The sequence below is a fragment of the Brevibacillus panacihumi genome, assembly GCF_003710985.1.
In the GTDB taxonomy this organism is placed as follows: domain Bacteria; phylum Bacillota; class Bacilli; order Brevibacillales; family Brevibacillaceae; genus Brevibacillus; species Brevibacillus panacihumi.
On sequence record NZ_RHHT01000064.1, the window covers coordinates 1 to 22048 of the forward strand.

The 22048-nt window shown below is 52.3% G+C and carries 21 protein-coding genes and 1 rRNA gene; 3 read left to right on the forward strand and 19 right to left on the reverse strand.

The genetic code is table 11. The features are described from left to right. The 16 genes from EDM58_RS22180 to hprK form a co-directional block, all read right to left on the reverse strand. A 16S ribosomal RNA gene (locus EDM58_RS22180) occupies nucleotides 1-61 on the reverse strand; the annotation flags it as partial. Nucleotides 62-380: 319 nt separating this feature from the next. Next, nucleotides 381-2348, reverse strand: coding sequence for a TRAP transporter permease (locus tag EDM58_RS22185; RefSeq protein ID WP_122915277.1), 1968 nt, complete (start codon nucleotides 2346-2348; stop codon nucleotides 381-383). After that, entirely contained in the window at nucleotides 2345-2863 is a 519-nt protein-coding gene (locus EDM58_RS22190; protein WP_122915278.1) for a DUF1850 domain-containing protein, read from the reverse strand. Before EDM58_RS22190 ends, EDM58_RS22185 begins: the two co-directional genes overlap by 4 nt. A gap of 49 nt (nucleotides 2864-2912) precedes the next feature. Next, the gene (locus EDM58_RS22195; RefSeq protein ID WP_122915279.1) at nucleotides 2913-3932 is read right to left on the reverse strand and encodes a TAXI family TRAP transporter solute-binding subunit; all 1020 of its coding nucleotides are present in this window, start codon (nucleotides 3930-3932) and stop codon (nucleotides 2913-2915) included. A gap of 165 nt (nucleotides 3933-4097) precedes the next feature. After that, a complete protein-coding gene (locus tag EDM58_RS22200) occupies nucleotides 4098-5465 on the reverse strand; it encodes a sigma-54-dependent transcriptional regulator (protein WP_122915280.1) in 1368 nt (455 codons plus the stop codon). Then, entirely contained in the window at nucleotides 5440-7407 is a 1968-nt protein-coding gene (locus EDM58_RS22205) for a transporter substrate-binding domain-containing protein (RefSeq protein WP_246000970.1), read from the reverse strand. Before EDM58_RS22205 ends, EDM58_RS22200 begins: the two co-directional genes overlap by 26 nt. 99 nt (nucleotides 7408-7506) lie before the next feature. After that, nucleotides 7507-8148 (reverse strand): bifunctional phosphoribosyl-AMP cyclohydrolase/phosphoribosyl-ATP diphosphatase HisIE, encoded by a 642-nt coding sequence (gene hisIE / locus EDM58_RS22210; RefSeq protein ID WP_122915281.1) that lies wholly within the window; start codon nucleotides 8146-8148, stop codon nucleotides 7507-7509. Continuing rightward, nucleotides 8145-8903 carry an imidazole glycerol phosphate synthase subunit HisF gene (gene hisF / locus EDM58_RS22215; RefSeq protein WP_122915282.1) on the reverse strand — a complete coding sequence of 253 codons (759 nt, stop codon included), beginning with the start codon at nucleotides 8901-8903 and terminating at the stop codon, nucleotides 8145-8147. The genes hisIE and hisF overlap by 4 nt, the downstream gene beginning before the upstream one ends. Before the next feature lies 1 nt (nucleotide 8904). Then, the gene (gene hisA / locus EDM58_RS22220; RefSeq protein ID WP_122915283.1) at nucleotides 8905-9642 is read right to left on the reverse strand and encodes a 1-(5-phosphoribosyl)-5-[(5-phosphoribosylamino)methylideneamino]imidazole-4-carboxamide isomerase; all 738 of its coding nucleotides are present in this window, start codon (nucleotides 9640-9642) and stop codon (nucleotides 8905-8907) included. Beyond that, nucleotides 9639-10268, reverse strand: coding sequence for an imidazole glycerol phosphate synthase subunit HisH (hisH, locus tag EDM58_RS22225; RefSeq protein ID WP_122915284.1), 630 nt, complete (start codon nucleotides 10266-10268; stop codon nucleotides 9639-9641). Before hisH ends, hisA begins: the two co-directional genes overlap by 4 nt. Nucleotide 10269: 1 nt before the next feature. Then, on the reverse strand, nucleotides 10270-10869 hold the full coding sequence (hisB, locus tag EDM58_RS22230) for an imidazoleglycerol-phosphate dehydratase HisB (RefSeq protein ID WP_023555368.1): 600 nt from the start codon (nucleotides 10867-10869) through the stop codon (nucleotides 10270-10272). Next, nucleotides 10866-12167, reverse strand: a complete 1302-nt coding sequence (hisD, locus tag EDM58_RS22235; protein WP_425455634.1) for a histidinol dehydrogenase — start codon at nucleotides 12165-12167, stop codon at nucleotides 10866-10868. The genes hisB and hisD overlap by 4 nt, the downstream gene beginning before the upstream one ends. Nucleotides 12168-12182: 15 nt before the next feature. Next, nucleotides 12183-12833 carry an ATP phosphoribosyltransferase gene (gene hisG, locus EDM58_RS22240; protein WP_023555366.1) on the reverse strand — a complete coding sequence of 217 codons (651 nt, stop codon included), beginning with the start codon at nucleotides 12831-12833 and terminating at the stop codon, nucleotides 12183-12185. A gap of 3 nt (nucleotides 12834-12836) precedes the next feature. After that, nucleotides 12837-14012 carry an ATP phosphoribosyltransferase regulatory subunit gene (locus EDM58_RS22245; protein ID WP_023555365.1) on the reverse strand — a complete coding sequence of 392 codons (1176 nt, stop codon included), beginning with the start codon at nucleotides 14010-14012 and terminating at the stop codon, nucleotides 12837-12839. A 166-nt stretch (nucleotides 14013-14178) separates the two neighbouring features. After that, the gene (locus tag EDM58_RS22250) at nucleotides 14179-14682 is read right to left on the reverse strand and encodes an acyltransferase (protein WP_023555364.1); all 504 of its coding nucleotides are present in this window, start codon (nucleotides 14680-14682) and stop codon (nucleotides 14179-14181) included. Between the two features lie 24 nt (nucleotides 14683-14706). Further along, nucleotides 14707-15642: an HPr(Ser) kinase/phosphatase gene (gene hprK, locus EDM58_RS22255; RefSeq protein ID WP_023555363.1), complete on the reverse strand. Its 936-nt coding sequence runs from the start codon at nucleotides 15640-15642 to the stop codon at nucleotides 14707-14709. A gap of 236 nt (nucleotides 15643-15878) precedes the next feature. Here hprK and EDM58_RS22260 point away from each other — a divergent pair, with 236 nt between their 5' ends. The 3 genes from EDM58_RS22260 to EDM58_RS25905 are packed head-to-tail and all read left to right on the forward strand — an operon-like array spanning nucleotide 15879 to nucleotide 18008. Then, nucleotides 15879-17234, forward strand: a complete 1356-nt coding sequence (locus EDM58_RS22260) for a sensor histidine kinase (RefSeq protein ID WP_023555362.1) — start codon at nucleotides 15879-15881, stop codon at nucleotides 17232-17234. Between the two features lie 13 nt (nucleotides 17235-17247). After that, complete coding sequence (locus EDM58_RS22265; RefSeq protein ID WP_023555361.1) at nucleotides 17248-17865, forward strand: accessory gene regulator B family protein; 618 nt, start codon at nucleotides 17248-17250, stop codon at nucleotides 17863-17865. After that, nucleotides 17862-18008, forward strand: coding sequence for a hypothetical protein (locus EDM58_RS25905; RefSeq protein ID WP_023555360.1), 147 nt, complete (start codon nucleotides 17862-17864; stop codon nucleotides 18006-18008). Before EDM58_RS22265 ends, EDM58_RS25905 begins: the two co-directional genes overlap by 4 nt. 58 nt (nucleotides 18009-18066) lie before the next feature. Here EDM58_RS25905 and EDM58_RS22270 read toward each other — a convergent pair whose 3' ends face one another. The 3 genes from EDM58_RS22270 to uvrA form a co-directional block, all read right to left on the reverse strand. Beyond that, a complete protein-coding gene (locus EDM58_RS22270; RefSeq protein ID WP_023555359.1) occupies nucleotides 18067-18432 on the reverse strand; it encodes a phage holin family protein in 366 nt (121 codons plus the stop codon). A 28-nt stretch (nucleotides 18433-18460) separates the two neighbouring features. Then, nucleotides 18461-19090, reverse strand: a complete 630-nt coding sequence (locus tag EDM58_RS22275; protein WP_122915285.1) for an HD domain-containing protein — start codon at nucleotides 19088-19090, stop codon at nucleotides 18461-18463. An 86-nt stretch (nucleotides 19091-19176) separates the two neighbouring features. Then, a complete protein-coding gene (uvrA, locus tag EDM58_RS22280; protein ID WP_122915286.1) occupies nucleotides 19177-22044 on the reverse strand; it encodes an excinuclease ABC subunit UvrA in 2868 nt (955 codons plus the stop codon). Nucleotides 22045-22048: the final 4 nt, after the last annotated feature.

Genomic DNA, 22048 nt, shown 5'->3' on the forward strand with positions numbered 1-22048 from the left:
CTGGCATGTATTAGGCACGCCGCCAGCGTTCGTCCTGAGCCAGGATCAAACTCTCCAATAAAGTTTGTTACTGGTTCAAAGCTGGCAAATCATTTAATGATAGACTCATCAACGCTTTCGCTGTTCAGTTTTCAAAGAGCATTTTTTGTCGAACGTTTTATATCTTATCACGTTCGATGTGTCTGAGTCAAGATCTTTTTATCGAGAAATTCCTTTTGATCTTTTCTCTTATTTTGCATCGCTCGTTGGCGACATTTAATAATCTATCACATCAAATCACGCAAATCAATAGTAATTTACGTGGTTATTTCTGCCAAATGAAAGAGAGCGGCTATGCGCTCGCTCTCTCATTCAATTCTATCTTATCACACCCCATAGCCTTACGCTTGTATCGCATGAGCGGATCGTTTTTTCATCCACTGCAAAACAGTAACAGCAACAAGAGAAGCAAGTCCCAGACCAATTAATAGAACTTCCGGGAAGATTAGCAGCACTCCTCCCACGATCAGGACAATGCGCAGCAGCCAGTTGATCTTGGCGAACAGAAAACCCTCCGTCGCTGCAGCCAAAGCCATCACAGCCAGCATAGTGGTTGCCGTAGCCAAGGCAATATCCAGCAGGCTTGCATCATGAATCAATAAACCCGGCTTATAGATAAAGATAAATGGCACGATAAATCCTGCCAATGCAAGCTTGCAGGAAACCCAACCCGTACGCTGCGGCTCCGATCCCGCAATCCCCGCTCCTGCAAAGGCGGCTAATGCAATAGGCGGCGTCAGATTGGCGATTGCTCCAAAGTAAAAAACAAACAAATGGGAAGCCAATGGATCAATGCCGAACGTGGATAAGGCAGGTGCCGCCATCGTAGCAGTGATGATATAGCAAGGAATGGATGGCAGGCCCAAGCCTAAAATAATCGAAGCCAGCATCGTAAAGAGGAGGGTCATGAACAGGCTGCCCGATCCCATCATCAAGATGATATTCGCCAGCTTCAAACCCAATCCCGTCAGGCTGAAAACTCCCACCGTAATGCCAACAGCCGCGCACGCTGCTGCGACACCAAGGCAATCGCGAACACCGCTCTCCAGCGCTTGCACAATATCGCGAAAGTTCATCCGGCTTGATTTTCGCAAGCCCGCAATGATGACCGTCCCCACAATCGTAGCAACCGCGACCAGGGTGGGCGTATAACCCATCATCAAGAGCACAACCAACAATACCAATGGAATCAGCAAATGTCCCCGCTCGCGGACAACGTCCTTCATCTTCGGAAGCTCTGTTTTGCTCAGTCCTTGCAAATTGTCCCGATCCGCACGCAGATGGACCTGCACCAGCAGTCCAAAATAATACATGATCGCCGGGATCACAGCCGCAATGACAATCGTGATATACGGAATGCCCAGCGTTTCCGCCATGATGAAAGCAGCAGCCCCCATAATCGGCGGCAATATCTGTCCACCGACTGCTGCCGTTGCTTCCACAGCGGCCGCAAATTCCGGCTTGTATCCCACCCGCTTCATCATAGGAATCGTAAAGGAACCGGTAGTCACAACACTGGCGACAGCGGAGCCATTGATCGATCCGTGCACAGCAGTTGCGATCACTCCTACTTTTGCCGGACCGCCCTTCGTTCCGCCTGCCAGCGCAAGGGAGAGATCATTGAACAACGTCCCCATTCCCGTCTTGGTCAAGAAAGCTCCGAAAATGATGAATAAAATGATAAACGAGGCCGATACTGCGATTGCATCACCGAATATTCCTTCCGTCGTCACGTACATGTAGTTGGCGATATCACTGAATGTGTAGCCGCGATGACCGAAATCTCCCGGCAAATAAGGCCCCAAATAGGCATAGGCCACGAAAATTCCCGCCATCGCCGTCAATTCCCACCCGGTTACGCGCCGGGAAGCTTCCAACACTAGCACACAAGTAATGACCGCAAAAACAACATCCAGCGTGGAAGGGATGCCGCCCCGATTCACGATTTCCAGGTAATAGATAAAAATATAGCCCGCCGTGCCCAAGGCTGCGAGGGCCAAAATCCCATCCAACAGGGACAAGGTTTTGCGTGATGCCTTTTTCCAGCCTGGATACAGCAAAAAAATAAGACACAGAATGATCGCGACATGCAAGGAACGGTGCTTTAGCGTCACAAGTGGAATCGCATACGCTGCATACATGTGATACAGGGCGAAAGCCACCGCAATCAATGTAATGAGCAGACTCATCCCTTTTTTGGAAAATCTGCGATAGCCGGCCTCCAAGTCGTATTCCTGCAAAACTTCCTGGGCTTTGCTTTCATTCACACGGATCTCTTCTTCATTAGGCATTTTGATTTCTTGGCTCAACCTTGTGTCACTCCTCTCTCGTTTAATCCGGCAGCAAAACGGTACCACCAGGGATACCAGCCCACCGACAGCCCCAGTGAAGACCCCAACGGCACTACATCAGCCAGTTTCCAGGTTCTCCCGCCGGCTCGCAGCAGGTAATCGTCTCGTGTAATCAGGTAAAGCACCTGGTCGCGTTTCTCATGCAGGCCAGTGACCGTGATCCATCCGTCCTGCACCTTGACCTGAACTCCTTGCTGGTCTTGAAAATGAACCGGGACCCCTGCGCCATAGGATTGGAAAGAAGTCGCTGCCAGCTCCATCCCTGAAAATCCGGCGACCTTGTAGGTTTCGCGCCAAGGGGTGAGCTCGACCGAGTGAATCCATTCAATTTGAAATTGGTCTTGTATCTGCAACGGCACGACGCCAAGCAATTTCTGCCGATGGAAATCATGGAGCTCCAAATAGGGATGGGGCCCGATCAAGACAAGCCCCACCATCAAGAGAAGGAAAAAGACAGAAAGCCGTTTGCGCATGATTGTATCTCCTTCCTCCCCCTGCACAGTCTTCCAAGTCTTGCTTACACTAGTTCAAAGCCCCGACTTCCTTGTAGTACTTCTCTGCACCCGGATGCAGCGGCACGACCAGGTCCTTGCCCGCTTCCTTCACATCAATCTCTTTGGCTGCACTATGGGCTGCTTGCAGGGCAGGCAATTCCTCAAAAAAGGTTTTCGTCAAATTGTACGCCTGCTCTTCCGACAAATCGGCGCTCAGCAAAAGAATGTTGCGAATGGCTGCCGTTTGCACTGCTTCGTCATTCTTATATACCCCGGAAGGAATCTCGGCTGAGACAAAGAACGGGAATTTTTCGGCCATTTTCTCCACGTCCTCTTTTTTAATCGGAACGATTTCTACATCTTTGGTCGTCACCAGATCAATCACCGACGCATTCGGCAAGCCCGATGTGACGAAGGCCGCATCAATCGTATTGTTTTTCAGCTGCTCAATCGCTTCCGCATAAGAGAGATAGTCCGCCTTGATGTCGTCATAGGTAATGCCATGACCAGCCAGCACCATGCGTGCATTCACTTCTACACCCGAGTTGGGCGCACCGACACCGACGCGTTTTCCTTTCAGGTCATGCACCGATTTGATATTGCGGTCTTTCAGGGTGACGATCTGCACGTAGTTGAGGTACAACCCCGCCATGGCGCGCAATTCTTTAATGGCTCCGCTCTCCTTGAAATTCTCTTCCCCCTGATAGGCAAACGTCGTTACATCAGACATGACGAAAGCCAAGTCTGCCTTTTTGCTTTTGATCAAATTGATATTTTCCACTGATGCGCCTGTCGACTGGACAGAAGCGTTGTAGCCCAGCTTGTCCTTGTAAACCTTCGCCATTGCCCCTCCGATGGTGTAGTACGGACCGGAGCTGCCGCCTGTCGCGATCGTCAGGAATTTCTGTTCTGCACCGCCGCTTGGAGCTGCAGCCCCTCCAGCATTGGCATCTCCCTGCGCGGGTGCCGACGACTGTCCCCCACAGGCCGTAACAGTCAATGCCAGCAATGCAGATGACAGGATGGCAATCACTTTTTTCTGAAACATGATAAATCCCCCTCTATTTATGAAATCGCTTTCATTCTTCTAAACAATTGCAATCCCCATGCCAATCCCCAAAATCGGCATTTTATTCAGATCACAACGCCAACCCGCACGAAAAACGGCAAAAAACTCCCTTGCCCAGCGGAATTTTTTGCCGTTTTTGCGGATTCACATGATCTCTTGATATTGTTTCAGCTTCTGTCTCAAGCCGCGCTCACTGATTCCCAATTGTTCAGCCGTCTTTTTCCGATGTCCTCCGTGCAATTCCAGCGCATGCATAATAATCCGACGCTCCGCCTCCTCCAGGGTTACGCCTGACGGAATTACAATGCCCTCCTGGTCACCACGGACTCGCCGCTGGCTTCCCATTCGTTCCATCAGAGCCGGGGGCAGCTCATCCAACGTAATCACTTCCCCCTGCGACAGGGCGACTGCGTATTCCACAATGTTCGCCAATTCCCTCACGTTCCCCGGATAAGCATAGCTGTACAGCCATTTTTTGGATTCGGCGGAGAAGGTTTTTGTGCCTTTTCCCAACGTGACGGCCGACTGACACAGAAAATGCTCCAGCAGTAGGGGAATATCCTCTCTTCGTTCCCTTAAAGAAGGAGTGCGGATCGGAATGACGTTCAAGCGGTAAAACAAATCCTCCCGAAATCGCCCGCGTGCCACTTCTTCTTCAAGCTGTCGATTGGTTGCCGCAATGATGCGAATATCTACTTCCTTCGTTTCGTAGCTTCCCAGCGGCGTCACCACCTTTTCCTGGATGACCCGCAGCAGCTTCGCTTGCAGCGCGATCGGCATTTCTCCAATTTCGTCGAGAAAGACCGTACCTCCCTGGGAACGCTCGAACAACCCTTGCTTGCTTTGGTACGCACCTGTAAATGTGCCTTTTTCATGTCCGAACAATTCACTTTCCAGCAGCGCTTCCGGTATTGCGGCACAATTGATGACGGAAAAAGGCGCGTCCCTGCGATTTCCTTCAAAATGGATCGCCCGCGCTACCAATTCCTTTCCTGTCCCGCTCTCGCCTGTGATCAAAATGCTGGAGGAGATGTCCTTCACCTTTTCGATCAATTGAAAAACCTTCTGGATGGCGGGTCCCTTTCCGACAATCCCCGCGTAGGATTGCTGCTGTCGAACCGCTTCGCTCAATGCTTGTACTCGCCTGTGAAGATTCCGGTAATCCAACGCCTTGTGCAAAAGCAGCTTGACTTCGTCCATGTGCAACGGTTTTGCTAAATAATGGTAAGCCCCTGCTTTGATGGCCTGCACCGAAGATTCGATCGTTCCGTATGCCGTCATCATGATCACGGTCATCTCCGGCTTGATCTGTTTGAAGGTTGCCAGCAGTTCCAGACCACTGTATGGGCCCAGACTTAGATCCAACAGCACGCAGTCTATTTCCTTGGTCCGAACGATTTCCAGAGCTTCCTGCGGATCCGTAGCAGTCCACACCGTGTACTCATCCTCCAGAGCAAATGAAAGGGAAACGCAAATCGAGGGCTCGTCATCCACGATCAACAAGTGCGGCATGTTTTTCCTCCTTTCCGCAAGTGGGCTCATTGGCACTAGCAAGCCGCATGGTAAAGGTCGTTCCTTTTCCAGCGGTACTACTTCCTGTCAGCAAGGTTCCATGCTCCCACATGATTTTTTGACTGATGTACAGGCCGAGTCCGACTCCCTGGGACTTGGTTGTATAGAAAGGCTCAAAAAGCCTGTTCCACTGCTCTTCCTGCATTCCTTCACCCGTATCCGTTACAGACACCCACACCTCGCCTGCCTTTTCTTCTGCACTGATGGTCAGTTCCTTGTCCGGGCAGGATGCCATTGCCTCCATCGCGTTCATCACAAGGTTGATCAAAACCTGCTTGATTCTGCCTCTGTCCACCAGCACGAACAGCTCGTCTTCCGCTTGGACCTTCACCTGGATGCGTTCGGCCTCAAACCGCCTGGCAAAAAGCACAAGAACCGATTGAATGATTTCTTTCACGCGAGTCGGCTGCAATTGGATCGGTCGCGACCGAGAATAGTCCAGCAAATCCTCCACGATTCGATTCAAACGCTCCATCTCTTCCGGTACATAGCGAAGCAATTCGGAGCGAAAGCGCGGATCGTCGATTTTTTTCGGCAGCATCTCCACGAATGCCTTGATTGCAGTCAATGGATTTCGCATCTCATGGGCGATCCCTGCGATTAACTGGCCCAAAGCCCGCATTTTCTCCTGGGCAATCAAACGCGTCTGCATGCGCTTTTGATCGGTTCGCTCCGCCAGAGTGACGATCCAGCCGACATGCTCCTTGGCAGCATTGGCGAATGGCGCCATGTAGTAATGAAAGTCTCGCTGCCACTCCTCTCCCCGCTGGAACTCCCCTTCATACTGGTGCGTCGGCTTTCTGAACGCCTCTTCGATGGGCAATTCGGGCAACAACGTGACGATATGCCTGCCCAAAGCCTCTTCCCCAATCTCCAGCAGGCGGCACCCTACCTGATTGATCAAGGTAATCCGTCCTGATACGTCCAGAGAGAGAATCGCGCTTTCCGTGTGATCCAGCACTTTACGCTGAAATGCCAGTACATCCGCCAGAACCGCCGTCTGTCTTCTCACTTCTGCTTGCAGCCGCTTGTTCCAGGCAAAAAAGAGAGCGAGCGAAATAATCCCCAGCGCCAGCACAAACAGCAGACCAATGACCAGCTTGCGCCACCAGTCCGTCAGATGCGGGGAATACGGTTCAAAATATTCGCTGTAGAGGCGTGAATAGGTGCCGTCCCGATATAATTGGTTCAAGCCTTCGTTCAGCTTGAGCAGGAGCTCCGTATGACCATCCCGAACGGCGAATGCGTAATCGGTCGGATTAATCAGACCCGAGCGCATTTCGTACTCTTCCGGCCGATTTTCCTGACGCAGCACATACTCCGCTGTCCAGCGATTCCCAATGAAAGCGTCCGCCCGTCCTCGCAGGAGATTTTCCAAGGCTTCCTTTTGACTGAAGGAGACGTTCATTTTGACTCTTCGCACGCTCTCCAAAAGCTCCATACTGCTGTGCGAGCGCTGGATGGCCACTACTTTTTCGCTGAGCTGATTCAATGTATAAATGGATTCGTCCTCTCGCGGAACAAGCAGCACCTCTGACATGGTAAAAAAAGCTTCGCTAAAATCAAAAATCTCGTCGTAGCGACTGGTGTATTTCATCCCGACCACTACATCGACGGCTCCCGTCTGCAAGGCGTTAACGGCGTCCTCCCAGTCGAGCGGCACATACTCCAGTCTCCAGTCATGTTGAGTAGCTATGGCCTGGATCAAGTCGATGTTGAAGCCTTCGATGTGATGTCCGTTCTCATCCGCTGAGGAAAAAGGAGGTAAGGCTCTATCAAATGCTACACGCAGCACCCTTTCTTCCGCTTCGACGGGCATGGATAACATGCCGCTCAACATGAGAATGATCAGCAAGATAGGCCAAATCCGCTGTGCAGTCACCACTTTCCTCCTCTTCCTATTGCAGGAAATACAGAATTGTCTGTTATTTTTTCAATAGTATCAAAAAAGCCATCCTCTGGAAAGAGAATGGCTTCGGCTTCAACGGCGTCGTTCCAATTCCGACAATACTTCTTCCAATGGCAGTTTTTGCTCGCGGAGCAAGACCAGCAGATGGAAGATCAGGTCGGATGCTTCATATCGCAACTCTTGGGGATCGCGGTTTTTCGCCGCAATGATGACTTCCGCTGCTTCCTCCCCTACCTTTTTCAATATCTTGTCGACCCCTTTTTCAAACAGGTAGGTGGTATAGGAGCCTTCCGGGCGTTCTGCCTCGCGCTCGGCGATCAGCTGCTCCAGTTCCCCCAGGATGGCGTAGCGGTCAGATCCGCTCTTCTCTGTGCTTTCCTCGACTGGCAGCATTTCGCCGGCAAAGCAGCTGTATGCTCCCGTATGGCAGGCAGGACCGTTTGGCACGACCTGAACAACCAAAGAATCTCCGTCACAATCAGCCTTCATAGAAACGATCCGCTGCGTATTCCCGGAGGTTGCTCCTTTATGCCACAGCTCTTGACGGGAACGGCTCCAAAACCAGGTTTCCTTCGTTTCCAGCGACTTTTGCAGCGATTCCCGATTCATATACGCCAGAGTCAATACTGTTTTGCTCACGGCATCCTGCACGATCGCGGGGATCAGGCCATTTTCGTCAAATTTCAGTTGCTCCCAGTTCCATTCTGTTGTCATGGCCTTACTACAACTCCTTTGGATTGCAGATACTCTTTTACGGCTTGTATCGAGGTTTCGTCATAGTGAAAGATAGAAGCTGCCAACGCTGCGTCCGCTTTCCCTTCCGTCAGTACATCGTAAAAATGCTCGCGTGACCCTGCTCCGCCCGAAGCGATGACAGGGATGCCGACTGCTTCCGATACACGGCGGGTCAGCTCGATGCCAAAGCCCTTTTTCTCCCCATCGTCATCCATGCTGGTCAACAACAGTTCTCCTGCTCCCAGCTCCTCCACTTCCCGGGCCCATTCGACGACATCTCGGCCGGTCGCATTTCTGCCTCCATGCGTATACACTTCCCAACGCCCGTCGCCGACCTTTCTCGCATCGATGGCCACTACGATGCACTGGGAGCCAAAAACAGTCGCCCCCTCGCGAACCAGCTCCGGCCGCAATACGGCTGCCGTATTGAGCGAGATCTTGTCTGCTCCGGCACGCAGGATTCGTTTCATATCCTCGACGCTGTTGATCCCGCCGCCAACGGTGAACGGAATCGTGATATTGGCTGCCGTGCGCTCGATGACATCCACCATTGTTTTACGTCCTTCATGAGAAGCGGAGATGTCCAAAAAGACGAGCTCGTCTGCGCCTTCCTCGCTGTATTTCTTCGCCAGCTCCACCGGGTCGCCGGCATCGCGCAGCCCGACGAATTGCACACCTTTTACGACACGTCCGTCCTTTACGTCCAGACAGGGAATGATTCGCTTTGCCAACATCCTACTCACGCTCCCCCATCCGGCGCAGTGCCTCGTCTAAGGTGAACGCATTCGTATACAGCGCCTTGCCCACGATGGCACCGGACACCCCGTCAGCCGCATGTGCCGAAAGCGTCAGCAGGTCATCCAGCTTGCTGACTCCGCCGGACGCGATTACGGACTTGCCCGTCGCGACAGCCAGCCCCGCGATCTCTTCCACATTGGGTCCAGTCAAGGTGCCGTCGCGTGCAATATCGGTATAGATAAACGTCTCTGCCCCATAGGAGACGAGCTTTTGAGCCAGCTCTGTCGCCTTCACATCGGTAGTCTCCAGCCAGCCGCGAGTAGCCACGAGACCATTGCGGCAGTCAAGGCCGATCGCGATCTTGTCGCCGTGAGCCGCAAGAATTTTTTTGGTAAAAGGCTCGTCCTCGATAGCTGCAGTACCGACGATGACGCGAGCCACTCCCGCTTGCAGGTAATCAGCAATCTGCTCCTCTGTGCGAATGCCCCCGCCTACCTGGACGGGAACGGAAATGGTACGAGCGATTTCCTTGATCAATTCGGCGTTTGCAGGCTTCCCTTCCTTCGCCCCGTCCAGATCAACCAAATGGACCCATTCTGCTCCTTGAGCTACCCAACGCTTCGCCATTTCCACCGGAGAGTCCGCATAGACGGTCTCCTGCGCATAATCGCCCTGGAACAGCCGAACACATTTGCCGCCTCGAATATCAATAGCCGGATAGATGATAAAACTCATGCCAAGCCCCCCTCGCACTGTACCGCGAAATTACGCAAGAGACGCATGCCCGTGTCCCCGCTTTTTTCTGGATGAAACTGCATGCCGTACACATTTCCCTGCCCTGCGATCGCCGTGACGTCCTGGTAGTAATCGGTCGTCGCCAGCAAGATGTCCTTCGCCTTAACCCGGACGTGGTACGAGTGCACGAAGTAGACATAATCGCCTGTCTGCACGCCGTCCAGCAGCGGCAGCTTTCTGGCGCCATTTCCTTTGATCTCCAGCTGATTCCAGCCCATATGGGGAACCTTGTATTCCCCTTGAAAACGTACGACCTCTCCTGCGAGCAAGGACAAGCCCTGGTGCTCGCCATGCTCCTCGCTTTTGTCAAACAAAAGCTGCATCCCCAGGCAGATCCCGAGAATCGGTCGGCCAGAAGCGGCATAGTCCCGGATTCCTTCCACCAGGCCCAGCTCCCTGATGTTGGCGATAGCATCCCCAAACGCACCGACTCCTGGCAGGATCAGCCCCGTATACTCCTTCAGCCGCTCCGGTCGGGAGACGAATTCATAGGTGTACCCCAACCGCTCCAAAGCCTTGCTCAAACTGTACAAATTCCCCATGCCGTAGTCGATGATGCCGATCATTTTACAAAACCCCTTTGGTAGACGGAACGCCTTTGACGCGCGGATCGATCATTGTCGCTTCATCAAGTGCGCGGCCCAATGCCTTGAAAATCGCTTCGATCATATGATGCGTATTGTGACCATAGTGGAGAATCACGTGCAGGTTGATGCGCGCCTCCAAAGCAAATTTCCACAAAAACTCGTGAACCAACTCAGTAGGAAACTGTCCCACCATCGGCGTCTGGTACGTCGCCCGGTATTCAAGATGCGGGCGGTTGCTGATGTCGATCACGACCTGTGCCAAAGCGTCATCCATCGGCACGAAGGCGTTGCCGTAGCGCTTGATCCCCTTCTTATCGCCCAATGCCTCCCGTACAGCATTGCCCAGGCAGATCCCAATGTCCTCGACTGTATGGTGATAGTCGATCTCGATATCTCCCTTGGCCTGCACCTGTAGATCGAAAAAGCCATGGCGGGTAAACGCGTCCAGCATGTGATCAAAAAAAGGCACGCCTGAATCCAGCTTGCTCTCGCCCGTGCCGTCTATCCCGAAGGTGAGGGCGATTTGTGTTTCTTTTGTATTGCGCTCAATCTGCGCTGTACGCTTTTGCTGCTCGCTCATCCGTTGTCACGCTCCTGCTCTTCACTTGTAAAGTCACGAAGCCTCTCTGATATGGCACGGCCGTGTGCAGCCAGCCCCTCTTGTTCGGCAAGGGTCACGATTTTATGTCCATTCTCCTCCAAATCACGTCTGCTGTAGGAGACCACACTCGATTTTTTGATGAAGTCATCCACCGATAAAGGCGAGGAAAAACGCGCGGTGCCGTTCGTCGGGATCACGTGATTGGAGCCTGCAAAATAATCGCCGACAGGTTCAGAGCTGTATGGCCCGAGGAAAATAGCCCCGGCATTCTCTACCTTGCCCAGATGCGCAAACGGATCTGCCGTCATGATCTCCAGATGCTCCGGTGCGATCTCATTGATCACGGCAAAGCCTGCGTCCAGATCGTTTACCAGAATAATCGCGCCATGGTTGCGAATCGAAGCCTCCGCGATCGACTTGCGCGGCAAATCAGCCAACTGGCGTTCGACCTCCTGCGCTACAGCCTGTGCCAAAGCTGTCGATGGAGTCACCAGCACCGCTGCAGACATCGGATCATGCTCGGCCTGAGACAGCAGGTCCGCTGCCACATAACGCGGATTGGCGGTATCGTCAGCCAGTACGGCGATTTCGCTCGGACCCGCTACCATATCGATGCTGACCAGACCAAACACTTCTCTTTTCGCCAGCGCAACGTACATATTGCCCGGTCCGACGATTTTATCCACCGCTTTGATCTGCTCCGTACCGTAGGTGAGGGCCGCTATCGCCTGCGCTCCTCCTACCTTGTAGATCTCGGTCACACCCGCGATTTTGGCAGCGAAGAGAATCGCCGGATTTACTTTTCCATCCGCTCCAGGCGGCGTCGTGATCACCACTTCCGATACTCCGGCAATCTTCGCAGGGACGGCATTCATCAAGACACTGGACGGGTATGCGGCTGTTCCCCCGGGTACGTACAATCCCACTCGTTTTAATGGACGGATGATCTGGCCGAGGATCGTTCCGCTCTCTTTGGTGGAAAACCAGGATTGGCGAACCTGCCGTTCATGGAAGTCGCGAATGTTGGTGGCTGCTTCTTTCAATGCCTCTTGCACATCCTTGGAAACAAGCGACTCCGCCTCTGCGAACTCCGCTTCACTCACGCGAAAATCGGCTAATGCCACTCGGTCGAACTTCTCTGTATAGGAACGGAGCGCCTGATCCCCCCGTTCTTTGACTTCGGCGAGGATCGCTTTGACCGTTTCTTGCTGCTCTTTCGTCCCCGAATCGACAGAGCGTTTGGCTTGGTATTGCTCGGCTGGGATGATTCTCAGCATGTTGCTCACCCTTTTCTATCTGATTGAACGAGGGATAACCTCCATAAACTTCTGTGCAATATCGTCTACCGCCCCACTTTTCATCCGGTAGCTTGCGCGGTTGGCGATCAGCCTTGTCGTGATTTCACAGATATGCTCCAGCTCGATCAGCCCATTTTCCTTCAAGGTACGGCCCGTGGAGACGATGTCGACGATGCGATCCGCCAGCCCGATCATCGGGGCCAGCTCGACCGATCCATTCAGCTTGATGACCTCCACCTGCTGCCCCTGCTCGCGAAAATAGCGAGAAGCGATTTTCGGATACTTCGTGGCGACACGCGGCGCCTCTGTCGGCTTCCAATCCGGCATGCCGGCCACCATCATTCGGCAGTAGCCAATTTGCAGATCCAGCAGCTCGTATACGTCGCGCTCTTCTTCCAGCAGTACATCCTTGCCTACCACCCCGACATCCGCTACGCCGTACTCCACATAGGTCGGCACATCTGTCGGCTTTGCCAGGATAAATTCCAACTGCGCGTTTTCCACCGGAATGACCAGCTTGCGTGAGTCTTGCAATTCTGCCGTAACCTGCAAGCCTGCCTGCTGCAAAAAGTGGACGGCTTCCTCAAAGATGCGCCCTTTCGGCATCGCAATGGTCAGTTTTTGTGAACGGTCCAATGAGCTCATCTCCTACTCCTCCTTTTGCGTCATGCAGATTATTTTGGCGTACACAGCCTTGTCGCTGTCCGTTACATCGGATTCTTGTTCGATCAGCCTCGTCACGACCACCAGACCATCCTCGCGCAGCAATTGCGCCTCCGCCAACGCTTCACGTCGTCGCTGCGCGGTATAGCACAGCAGGACTCGAGCAGGCGGGGGGCCATCCATCTCTGGCGTGACCAGCAAGAGGCGATCCATTTTGATCGCAAAGCCTGTAGCTGGCGCCGGGCGTCCAAACTGGGCTGCCAGATGATCGTAGCGTCCTCCGCCAAGCAGCGGCGAGCCCAGATCTGCCGCGTATCCTTCAAAGACAACACCTGTGTAGTAATTCAAATTGCTGATCAGGTTGAAGTCGAGCAAAAGATCGTCCGTCACCCCATACGCTTCCAGCGCATCCCAGAGAGAAGCGACTGTATCGACCGCTCTGCGCGCCTTTCCATTCACCGTCAATTCTCTGGCCTCGTCGATCTTTCCCTTGCCGCCGCGCAGACGGAGCAGGGACTCCAATCGATGCTTCGACTCCCCCGGCAGTTCCAGGGATGACAGCAGCTGGCGGTATCCGACGAAATCCCGCTCATACAGGAAGGTGCGGAATTGGCTTTTCACCTCTTCATCGGCAATCTCTTCCTCCAGCAGACCCTCGACGAAATCGACATGACCGATAGCGATTCGGAACGTCGCTACACCTGCCGCCCGCAGGCAGAAGACTGCCAGGGCAATCGCTTCGGCATCCGCATCCTCCGACGCATCGCCAATGAGCTCAATCCCCGTCTGAAAAAACTCCGCATTGCGTCCCGCTTCCTTTTCCTGGGCTCGAAACACATTCGCTTGGTAAAACAGACGGATTGGCAACGGCACATCTTTATATAAGGAAGAAACCACCCGTGCGATCGGCGTCGTCATATCTGGCCGCAAAACGACGGTATGTCCTTGTTTGTCCAACAGGCGAAACATTCGATCGGTTACAATTGCGCTGGCAACCCCGACTGTATCGTAATACTCCAGGGAGGGCGTGGAAATTTCCTCGTATCCCCAGGGTTCAATGCACTTCCGCAGCGCTCTTTCCAAATGCCGTTGTTTGACCAGCGAATCTGGCAATATATCCCGCATTCCCAACGGCTTTTCAAATCCCAACGGCTTTGTCATCGTGATACCCTCCTGCGCCTCGTTGCTTCACTCTGCTAATATGGTAGCAAACTAAAGTGTTATGTAGAAGAGTATCACGGAATGTATGGATGGTCAACAGCGATACGAATAGTCAGAAAAGAACAAAAAAGGGGAGACACTAATGCGTGTCCCCCCGCTTTCACAATCATTCCGTTTCCTTGCTTGCTGTACCTTCCCGGATAACCTGCATCGGATTGCCCCCGACAAAAGCGCCTGGCGCAACATCCTTGTGCACGACGGTTCCTGCAGCTACAATGGCCCCGTCCCCGATCGTCACACCGGGAAGAATCGTCGTATTGGCCCCGATCAGTACGTTATCGCCAATCCTCACCTCTCCGAGACGGTATTCATCCACAAGGTATTCATGCGCCAGGATCGTCGTATTGTATCCGATGACGCTATTTCGTCCAATCTTGATCAATTCCGGAAACATGGTGTCCATCATGACCATCAACGCAATGGCGGTATGCTCCCCGACCTCCATCCGCAAAAAGGTGCGATACAGCCAGTTCTTCCAGGACAAGAAGGGAGTGTATCTGGCCAGTTGAATCACAGCAAAGCTTTTCATCACCTTCCAGAAGCTCACGGTCTTGTACATCTGCCACAACGGATTGGCACCGTGAACGGGATAACGCGTGGTGTTTCTCATATCGGCTTGTCCCCTTCTTCTTCATTAGAGATCGGCTTCGGCATCCTCCAGAATCGCGTCGGATTGTTTGCGCGAGAAGTGAACCGCTGCATTGTAGCCCATCCGCTTCAAACGGAAGTTCATCGCCGCTACCTCAATGATGACGGCGAGGTTTCGACCAGGTCGTACCGGAACGGTGATGATCGGAATCTCCATATCCATGATCTTGACTGTCTCTTCATCCAAGCCAAGCCGCTCGTACATCTTGTGCGGCTCCCACAGCTCCAGCTGCACGACCATCTCAATATTTTTCACATTTCGCACTGCCCCGGCTCCAAACATCGTCATGACATTGATGATGCCTACGCCGCGGATTTCCAGCAAATGCTGAATCAACTCCGGCGCGCTGCCGCTCAACTGTCCGCCTTGGGTCTGCCGAATCTCTACCGCATCGTCTGCCACCAGGCGATGGCCGCGTTTGACCAATTCCAGGGCCGCTTCACTTTTTCCGATCCCGCTTGCGCCCATGATCAGGACACCGACCCCGTAGATATCCGTCAACACCCCGTGGATCGTGGTCGTGGGAGCCAAGCGGTTCTCCAAGTAGTTGGTCACTTTCCCTACCAGCGTTGTTGTCGCCAGCGGGGATTGCAGCACCGGAACATTGTACGTGTTCGATACCTCGATCATCTCATCCGGCACAGGCAAATTGCGGGTTACGCAAAAACAAGGCGTCTGCCCCTGCATGAGAAAATTCATTCGTTCCAGCCGCTCTTCCCGCGACAAGGTTTTGTAAAAGGTAACCTCTGTCAATCCAAAGAGTTGTATCCGCTCTTCTGCATAATAGGAATAGTAACCGGCTAATTGCAGCCCAGGACGACTGAGATCCGTCACGGTTATTTCTCTTCCTAGTCCTTCTTCGCCGCTTAAAATATTCATGTTGAAATGATGGGCAAGATGACCCACATTTGTCTTGCGCATGAGGCTTCCCCCTAACACAAGGATTTTCATCCCCGTTCTTCCCTCTATTGTATCGAAAGGTGTGTAGCGGCGACAACCGTTCTCCCTGCTTCTTCTTGCAACACTTTGTTGTATCATTTACATTTTTCTTCTTATTTCATAAGATAGAAATGTTGTTACCTATTGTTTCATAGATTTGCCACATGTATTTACCATAGATCAGTCTTTTGAATCTCGGACTGAAAGGAGGCATCATCTTGGATCTTATACTGCGATTCGTTCTTGTGGACGTACCGGAAGCCTTCTTATTGTTGACCATTGGTCTGGCGATGTTTAACCGTTCGATATTCGAGCATAAGAAGAAAGCTTTGCTGTTCGCTGTTCTCTTGTCCGTATGTGGCGAGCTTTTAGCCTTGTATGAAGTATCTTATCAACCCAAAGTATTAACCATGTTCCTTTGCATGACCTTGATTTTCTACTTTTTGTATCAGCCCGGTCTTCTCAGGGCGGTCTTTATGTCTACCGCGAGCTTGGGCTCCATGATTCTGGCAGAATTTATCCTGCTGATCATTTACAACAGTCAACAGATTTACTGGCTGGATATCCTCTCGACAAACATGCTGATGGTGGTGGTACGGCTTCTCTATCTGGGGCTTTTGCTGATCTGTGCGGTGATCCTGCGGCAGATGAAATTTGATATACGCCGCCTGTTTCCGAGGAATCGATATAATCGTTATCTTTTTCTGCTGATTTTGGTAGGAAGCATCGAATTTTTGCTGATTCTCTTTATGAATACGTCCTTCTTTCTCAGAGAGAACAATTCGACTCTGGCACAGCTTTACACCCCGCAATTTCAGATGCTCTTTCAAATATTGATCCTGGTCTTATTTATTCTGATCGTCTTCTTGTTCCGAGTATACCTGACCTTGACCATTCATCGCGTCGAAGAAGAGACGGGGACCCCTTATCTGAAAAGCATTCACGATATGCTGACTGCCATACGTTCGATCAAGCATGACTCCCTAAACCATTACACTGCTATTAACGGCTTTTTGAAAAAGGGTTTGTATGATCTTGCGAAAGAGTACGTAGAGCAGCTATTGCAAGAAATCCTGATCACAGAGAAGACGGTAGATTCCAGCTCCCATGTGCTGGGAGGAATCAAGAATCCCGCAGTCTCCTCCTTGCTTCAGTCCAAAATGGCCTTATGTCTGGCAGAGCGTATTCCTTTGACCATGAATGTAACCACTGGAAATCAATTTGCTCATATCAAAACCTATGATTTAATCAAAATATTGGGAAATCTATTGGATAATGCCATTCGTGCCACTTCTTACGAGCTTGAGGAAAATCGGTATATCCGGCTGGATTGGGGTCAATCCGAGCGTGAACTCTTTCTTATCATTGAAAATAGCGGCCCCTGCATCCCCGAGGATAAGCTGAACGAAGTCTTTTCCATCGGATATACAACGAAGACAAACGGGCAAGGAGGTCTGGGTCTTTCGATCGTCAAATCTGTAACCGAGCGTTACGGAGGCAAAGTCACTGTCTGTTCTGAAAATGGCATAACCCGTTTCCATGTTTCCTTTGCAAATCGATCGGATCGCGATTAGGAGGGATCATGATATGACATGGTCAGAGAAGATATCTTTACAACTCGCCAAAAAGATCAAGACGGAGGATTCTCCTTACTCGATTGGCCAGCTCGCTCACGGCATCGAGATCGTCCTGCTAAATATCATCAACGGCCTTGCCTTGCTCATCGTATCGGCATTGTTTGGAATCATCGCAGAAGTATTTCTCGTCACTTTCCTGTTTTTTGTGTATCGCATGATTACCGGGGGCGTACATCTGCGAAATCCTTGGACCTGCGCGGTCGCTACCTTCTCTCTCATGAACGCCGGCGGATATATTCTGAAGCATCTGCCGGCGGTTCCTACCCCTTACATATATCTCCTAATTTTGGGAGCAATGGGTCTTGCATTTCTGGTCAACTTCCGATATGCACCCGCAAAACATACATACGTTCCTGATCATCCTGAAATCCAGAAAAGAAATAGGAAGATTGTACTTTTTTTGCTTGCAACCAGTTGTACCTTGTCCCTCCTTTTGGTAGAATATGCTTATAGTCTAATTATTGCGAACATCATCGCTGCTTTGATGCAATCTGCTCTTTTGTTGCCTGGCTCGTTCCAACTTGTTTCCCGCATGGAAAATTTCTTTGAGAGGGTGGTTGAAAAATGAAAAAGGTACAAACGTTGTCCAATCATTTCTTTGCCCGTATTTCTTCTCTAAATCTATCGGGAGTCCTGAAGGTTGGCCTGATTTACGAACCAGTTCCTCCTCAAGTCCGAGATAAGCAGCTATCTGAAGAGATGAAAAAATAGTGAAGATAAACTTGAAAATCCCGCGTATCCCCTCCGATGAGGGACAAGCGGGATTTTTTTATGATCTCTTTTTCTTTCCGAGAATCAAATCAATCAGCCATCCAAAAAAGCTCATCAAGGCCGCAGCGACAATCACGGTGCCGAGATTGCCGGGCCATGGTCCCAACTCAAAGCCATCAATAAAAAAGGCTGTCAGGGCGAATGTAGCGGCATTGATAACGAACCAGAACAGGCCCAAGGTCAGGATATGCAGCGGGAAGGTAAGCAACATGAGCACCGGTCGGACCAATGTATTCACGATCCCCAGCACCAAAGCCGCCCAAACCGCCACAGACAAATTCGCAATGGTAATCGAATCGAACCACGAACTGATGTAAAAAAGAGCTGCACCATTCAGGAACAGCATGACTAACCATCGGAACATCAGCTTCCCTCCTCTCTTTGCAAGCGTGTTAGCGTATGCCTCGCACTTCTTCTTCCCACTGTTCAAAAAACTGTGTCATAAAGCGATGCCTTTCTTCGGCGATCTGCCGGGCTGTAGAGGTGTACAGCTTGTCTTTAATGCGCGACAGCTTCCATTCGAACTCTTTTTGCGGTGTATGCTGCCCGGGGTCCTTGGTGTCAATCGGCTGTCCCAACACGCCGGAATAAGCAAAAGCTCGGGCTACCCCAATCGCACCGATGGAATCCAATTTGTCCGCATCAAAGAGTATTTTCTCTTCCAGCGTAACGGGCGGGCGCTCTTTGCGAAAGCGGTGAGCGAGGATCGCGGCTTGAATCTGCTCGATCTGCCCTGATTCCAGCCCCTCCCTCTGCAAAAGCTCCTGGGCGTGGCGCGCGCTGATCTCGGCATGGCACTCCCCTGTTCTTCGCTCCTCTGCCCGTCCGATGTCGTGCAGCAGAGCAGCTAAGCGCAGAACCGTCATTTGTGCCCCTTCTACCCGTCCGATGCGCTCACACATGCCGATCACCCGCAGATTATGCTCCCAGTCATGTGCGGGGTCTTGGCCGTCGAAGAGATTCTTCGCCGTTTGTACCAGATGTGCTGGCAGATGTGACAACGCTTCCACTGCGTAGTCCATGCGAGTGACCTCCTTATACCATTTTAGATGGACGGGAAAAAAGATATGACCGCTTGTGAATCACAAACGGCCATTCCAATTACCCATTATTTGGAGATTAATTGCTCCATCCTTGCCTTGGTCCGTTCCCGATCACGTTCCAAAATCGGCTTCAGGTAGGTTCCTGTATAAGAGCCTTGCAGTTCGGACACTTGCTCCGGTGTGCCGGTTCCCACGATTTGGCCGCCGCGGGTTCCTCCCTCAGGTCCCAGATCGATGATGTAGTCAACCGTTTTGATTACATCCAGATTATGCTCGATCACCAGTACGGTATCACCATTTTCGACCAATCGCTGCAATACCTTGAGCAGGCGGTCAATATCATCGGTGTGCAAACCAGTCGTCGGCTCATCGAGAATGTACAACGTACGCCCCGTACTGCGGCGATACAGCTCCGAAGCCAGCTTGACACGCTGCGCCTCCCCGCCGGACAGGGTCGTCGCAGGCTGCCCCAGCTTCATGTAGCCAAGCCCGACATCGATGATCGTCTGCAGCTTCCGCTCAATTTTCGGCAGATTGCGGAAAAACTCCACCGCATCCTCAATGGTCATCTCCAGTACGTCCGCAATGCTTTTTCCCTTGTATTTCACGTCGAGCGTTTCTCGATTGTAGCGCTTGCCATGACATACCTCGCACGGAACGTAGACGTCCGGCAAGAAGTGCATCTCGATTTTGATAATCCCGTCCCCGCTGCACGCTTCACAACGCCCGCCTTTGACATTGAAGCTGAAACGGCCCTTTTTATACCCGCGCACCTTGGCCTCATTCGTAGAGGCAAACAGATCGCGAATGTCATCGAACACGCCGGTATACGTGGCAGGATTGGAACGCGGCGTACGGCCGATTGGAGACTGGTCGATATTGACCACCTTGTCCAGATGCTCCAGTCCGGTAATGCGGCGATGCTCACCCGGCTTCACCTTGGCTCCATTCAGATCGCGCGCCAGGGTTTTCTGTAAAATCTCGTTGATTAAGGTACTTTTTCCGGACCCGGAAACACCTGTGACCGCGACGAACAGCCCAAGCGGTATTTTTGCCGTCACATTTTTCAGGTTGTTTTCCTTGGCTCCCTCGATTTTGACCCACTTGTCGCTCGGCTTACGGCGCTCCATCGGCACAGGAATGAACTTGCGCCCGCTCAAATAAGCGCCTGTAAGGGATGCCTCGCTCTGCATCAATTCCTCTGGAGTCCCAGCCGCCACCACTTTTCCACCGTGGATTCCTGCACCGGGTCCGATGTCGATGATGTAGTCGCTGGCCATCATGGTGTCCTCGTCATGCTCGACTACGATCAAGGTATTGCCCAGCTTGGTCATATGCTCCAGCGTCTTGATCAGCCGCGCATTGTCTCTTTGATGCAGACCGATGCTCGGCTCATCCAGAATGTAGAGAACACCCATCAGGCTGGAACCAATCTGCGTAGCGAGGCGAATCCGCTGGGCTTCTCCGCCTGAAAGCGTCCCGGTGGCGCGGCTCAAGGTCAGATAATCAAGACCCACGTCAATCAAAAAGTGAAGACGCGCCCGGATTTCCTTGACGATCAGGTTGGCGATCTTCTCTTCCTTTTCAGTGAGTTCCAGGCCTTCCACGAAGGAATAGGTATCTGCGATGGACAAATCGGTCAGCTCGGAAATGCTGCGGCCCCCGATCTTGACTGCCAGGCTTTCCTGACGGAGTCGATGCCCTTTGCAGACCGGACAAGGCTTCTGGCTCATGTAGCCCTCGATCTGCTCGCGAATATAGTCAGAGCTGGTCTCCAGATGGCGGCGTTGGAGGTTCGGGATAACCCCTTCAAATGCAACCGTCGCCTCGCGCACCTGTCCAAACTCATTCTCATAGCGGAATTGGATCTTTTCACCCTGGCTGCCATACAGAACAATTTTCACATGCTCCTCAGGCAGCTCCTCGAAGGGAACATCCATGCGAATTCCGAAATGGCGGCAGGCTGATTCCAACAGCTGCGGATAATAGGTGGAGGACTTCGGCTCCCAGGCCGCCACTGCCCCTTCGGCCAGCGAAATGGTCACATCAGGCACGACCATGTCCGGGTCTACCTCCAGCTTCACACCAAGTCCATCACACTCCGGGCAGGCGCCAAACGGACTGTTGAAGGAGAAGATGCGCGGTTCCAGCTCCCCGATGGAGAAGCCGCAGATCGGGCAAGCGTGATGCTCGCTGAACAAAAGCTCCTCCTGCTCCATCACGTCGACGATTACCTTTCCTTCCGACAAACGGAGCGCTGTCTCGAAAGAATCCGCCAGCCTCGCCTGCACGTCTGGTTTGACCACGATCCGGTCGACGACGACCTCGATGCTGTGCTTCTTGTTTTTTTCCAGTTTGATTTCTTCCGACAGGTCGATGATTTCTCCATTCACGCGGACGCGGACAAAGCCTTGCTTGCGGATGTCATCGAGCAGCTTGACGTGTTCACCCTTGCGTCCCTGCACCATCGGAGCGAGGATTTGCAGCCTGGTCCGTTCGGGATATTCCATGACCCGATCTACCATCTGTTCTATCGTCTGGGACTGGATCTCGATCCCGTGCTCAGGGCAAATGGCTCTCCCAACACGGGCATAAAAAAGACGCAGGTAATCGTAGATCTCTGTGACCGTACCCACTGTCGAGCGCGGGTTGCGGCTGGTTGTCTTCTGATCGATGGAAATCGCCGGAGACAGCCCTTCAATCGAATCCACATCCGGCTTGTCCATCTGCCCGAGGAATTGACGGGCGTACGCAGAGAGGGACTCCACATAACGGCGCTGCCCCTCTGCGTAAATCGTGTCAAAAGCAAGCGAAGACTTCCCCGATCCGGACAAGCCCGTCAGAACGACGAATTTGTCCCTCGGGATCACAACATCAATATTTTTCAGGTTGTGGGCGCGCGCGCCCTTCACCACGATATGTTCCAATGGCATGAAA

Coding starts and splice junctions, on each gene's coding strand:
- EDM58_RS22190 (WP_122915278.1), bottom strand. CDS start 2,863: ATGCGCAAACGGCTTTCTGTCTTTTTCCTTCTCTTGATGGTGGGGCTT.
- EDM58_RS22195 (WP_122915279.1), bottom strand. CDS start 3,932: ATGTTTCAGAAAAAAGTGATTGCCATCCTGTCATCTGCATTGCTGGCA.
- EDM58_RS22200 (WP_122915280.1), bottom strand. CDS start 5,465: ATGCCGCACTTGTTGATCGTGGATGACGAGCCCTCGATTTGCGTTTCC.
- hisIE (WP_122915281.1), bottom strand. CDS start 8,148: ATGACAACAGAATGGAACTGGGAGCAACTGAAATTTGACGAAAATGGC.
- hisF (WP_122915282.1), bottom strand. CDS start 8,903: ATGTTGGCAAAGCGAATCATTCCCTGTCTGGACGTAAAGGACGGACGT.
- hisA (WP_122915283.1), bottom strand. CDS start 9,642: ATGAGTTTTATCATCTATCCGGCTATTGATATTCGAGGCGGCAAATGT.
- hisH (WP_122915284.1), bottom strand. CDS start 10,268: ATGATCGGCATCATCGACTACGGCATGGGGAATTTGTACAGTTTGAGC.
- hisB (WP_023555368.1), bottom strand. CDS start 10,869: ATGAGCGAGCAGCAAAAGCGTACAGCGCAGATTGAGCGCAATACAAAA.
- hisD (WP_425455634.1), bottom strand. CDS start 12,167: ATGCTGAGAATCATCCCAGCCGAGCAATACCAAGCCAAACGCTCTGTC.
- hisG (WP_023555366.1), bottom strand. CDS start 12,833: ATGAGCTCATTGGACCGTTCACAAAAACTGACCATTGCGATGCCGAAA.
- EDM58_RS22245 (WP_023555365.1), bottom strand. CDS start 14,012: ATGACAAAGCCGTTGGGATTTGAAAAGCCGTTGGGAATGCGGGATATA.
- EDM58_RS22250 (WP_023555364.1), bottom strand. CDS start 14,682: ATGAGAAACACCACGCGTTATCCCGTTCACGGTGCCAATCCGTTGTGG.
- hprK (WP_023555363.1), bottom strand. CDS start 15,642: ATGCGCAAGACAAATGTGGGTCATCTTGCCCATCATTTCAACATGAAT.
- EDM58_RS22265 (WP_023555361.1), top strand. CDS start 17,248: ATGACATGGTCAGAGAAGATATCTTTACAACTCGCCAAAAAGATCAAG.
- EDM58_RS25905 (WP_023555360.1), top strand. CDS start 17,862: ATGAAAAAGGTACAAACGTTGTCCAATCATTTCTTTGCCCGTATTTCT.
- EDM58_RS22270 (WP_023555359.1), bottom strand. CDS start 18,432: ATGTTCCGATGGTTAGTCATGCTGTTCCTGAATGGTGCAGCTCTTTTT.
- EDM58_RS22275 (WP_122915285.1), bottom strand. CDS start 19,090: ATGGACTACGCAGTGGAAGCGTTGTCACATCTGCCAGCACATCTGGTA.
- uvrA (WP_122915286.1), bottom strand. CDS start 22,044: ATGCCATTGGAACATATCGTGGTGAAGGGCGCGCGCGCCCACAACCTG.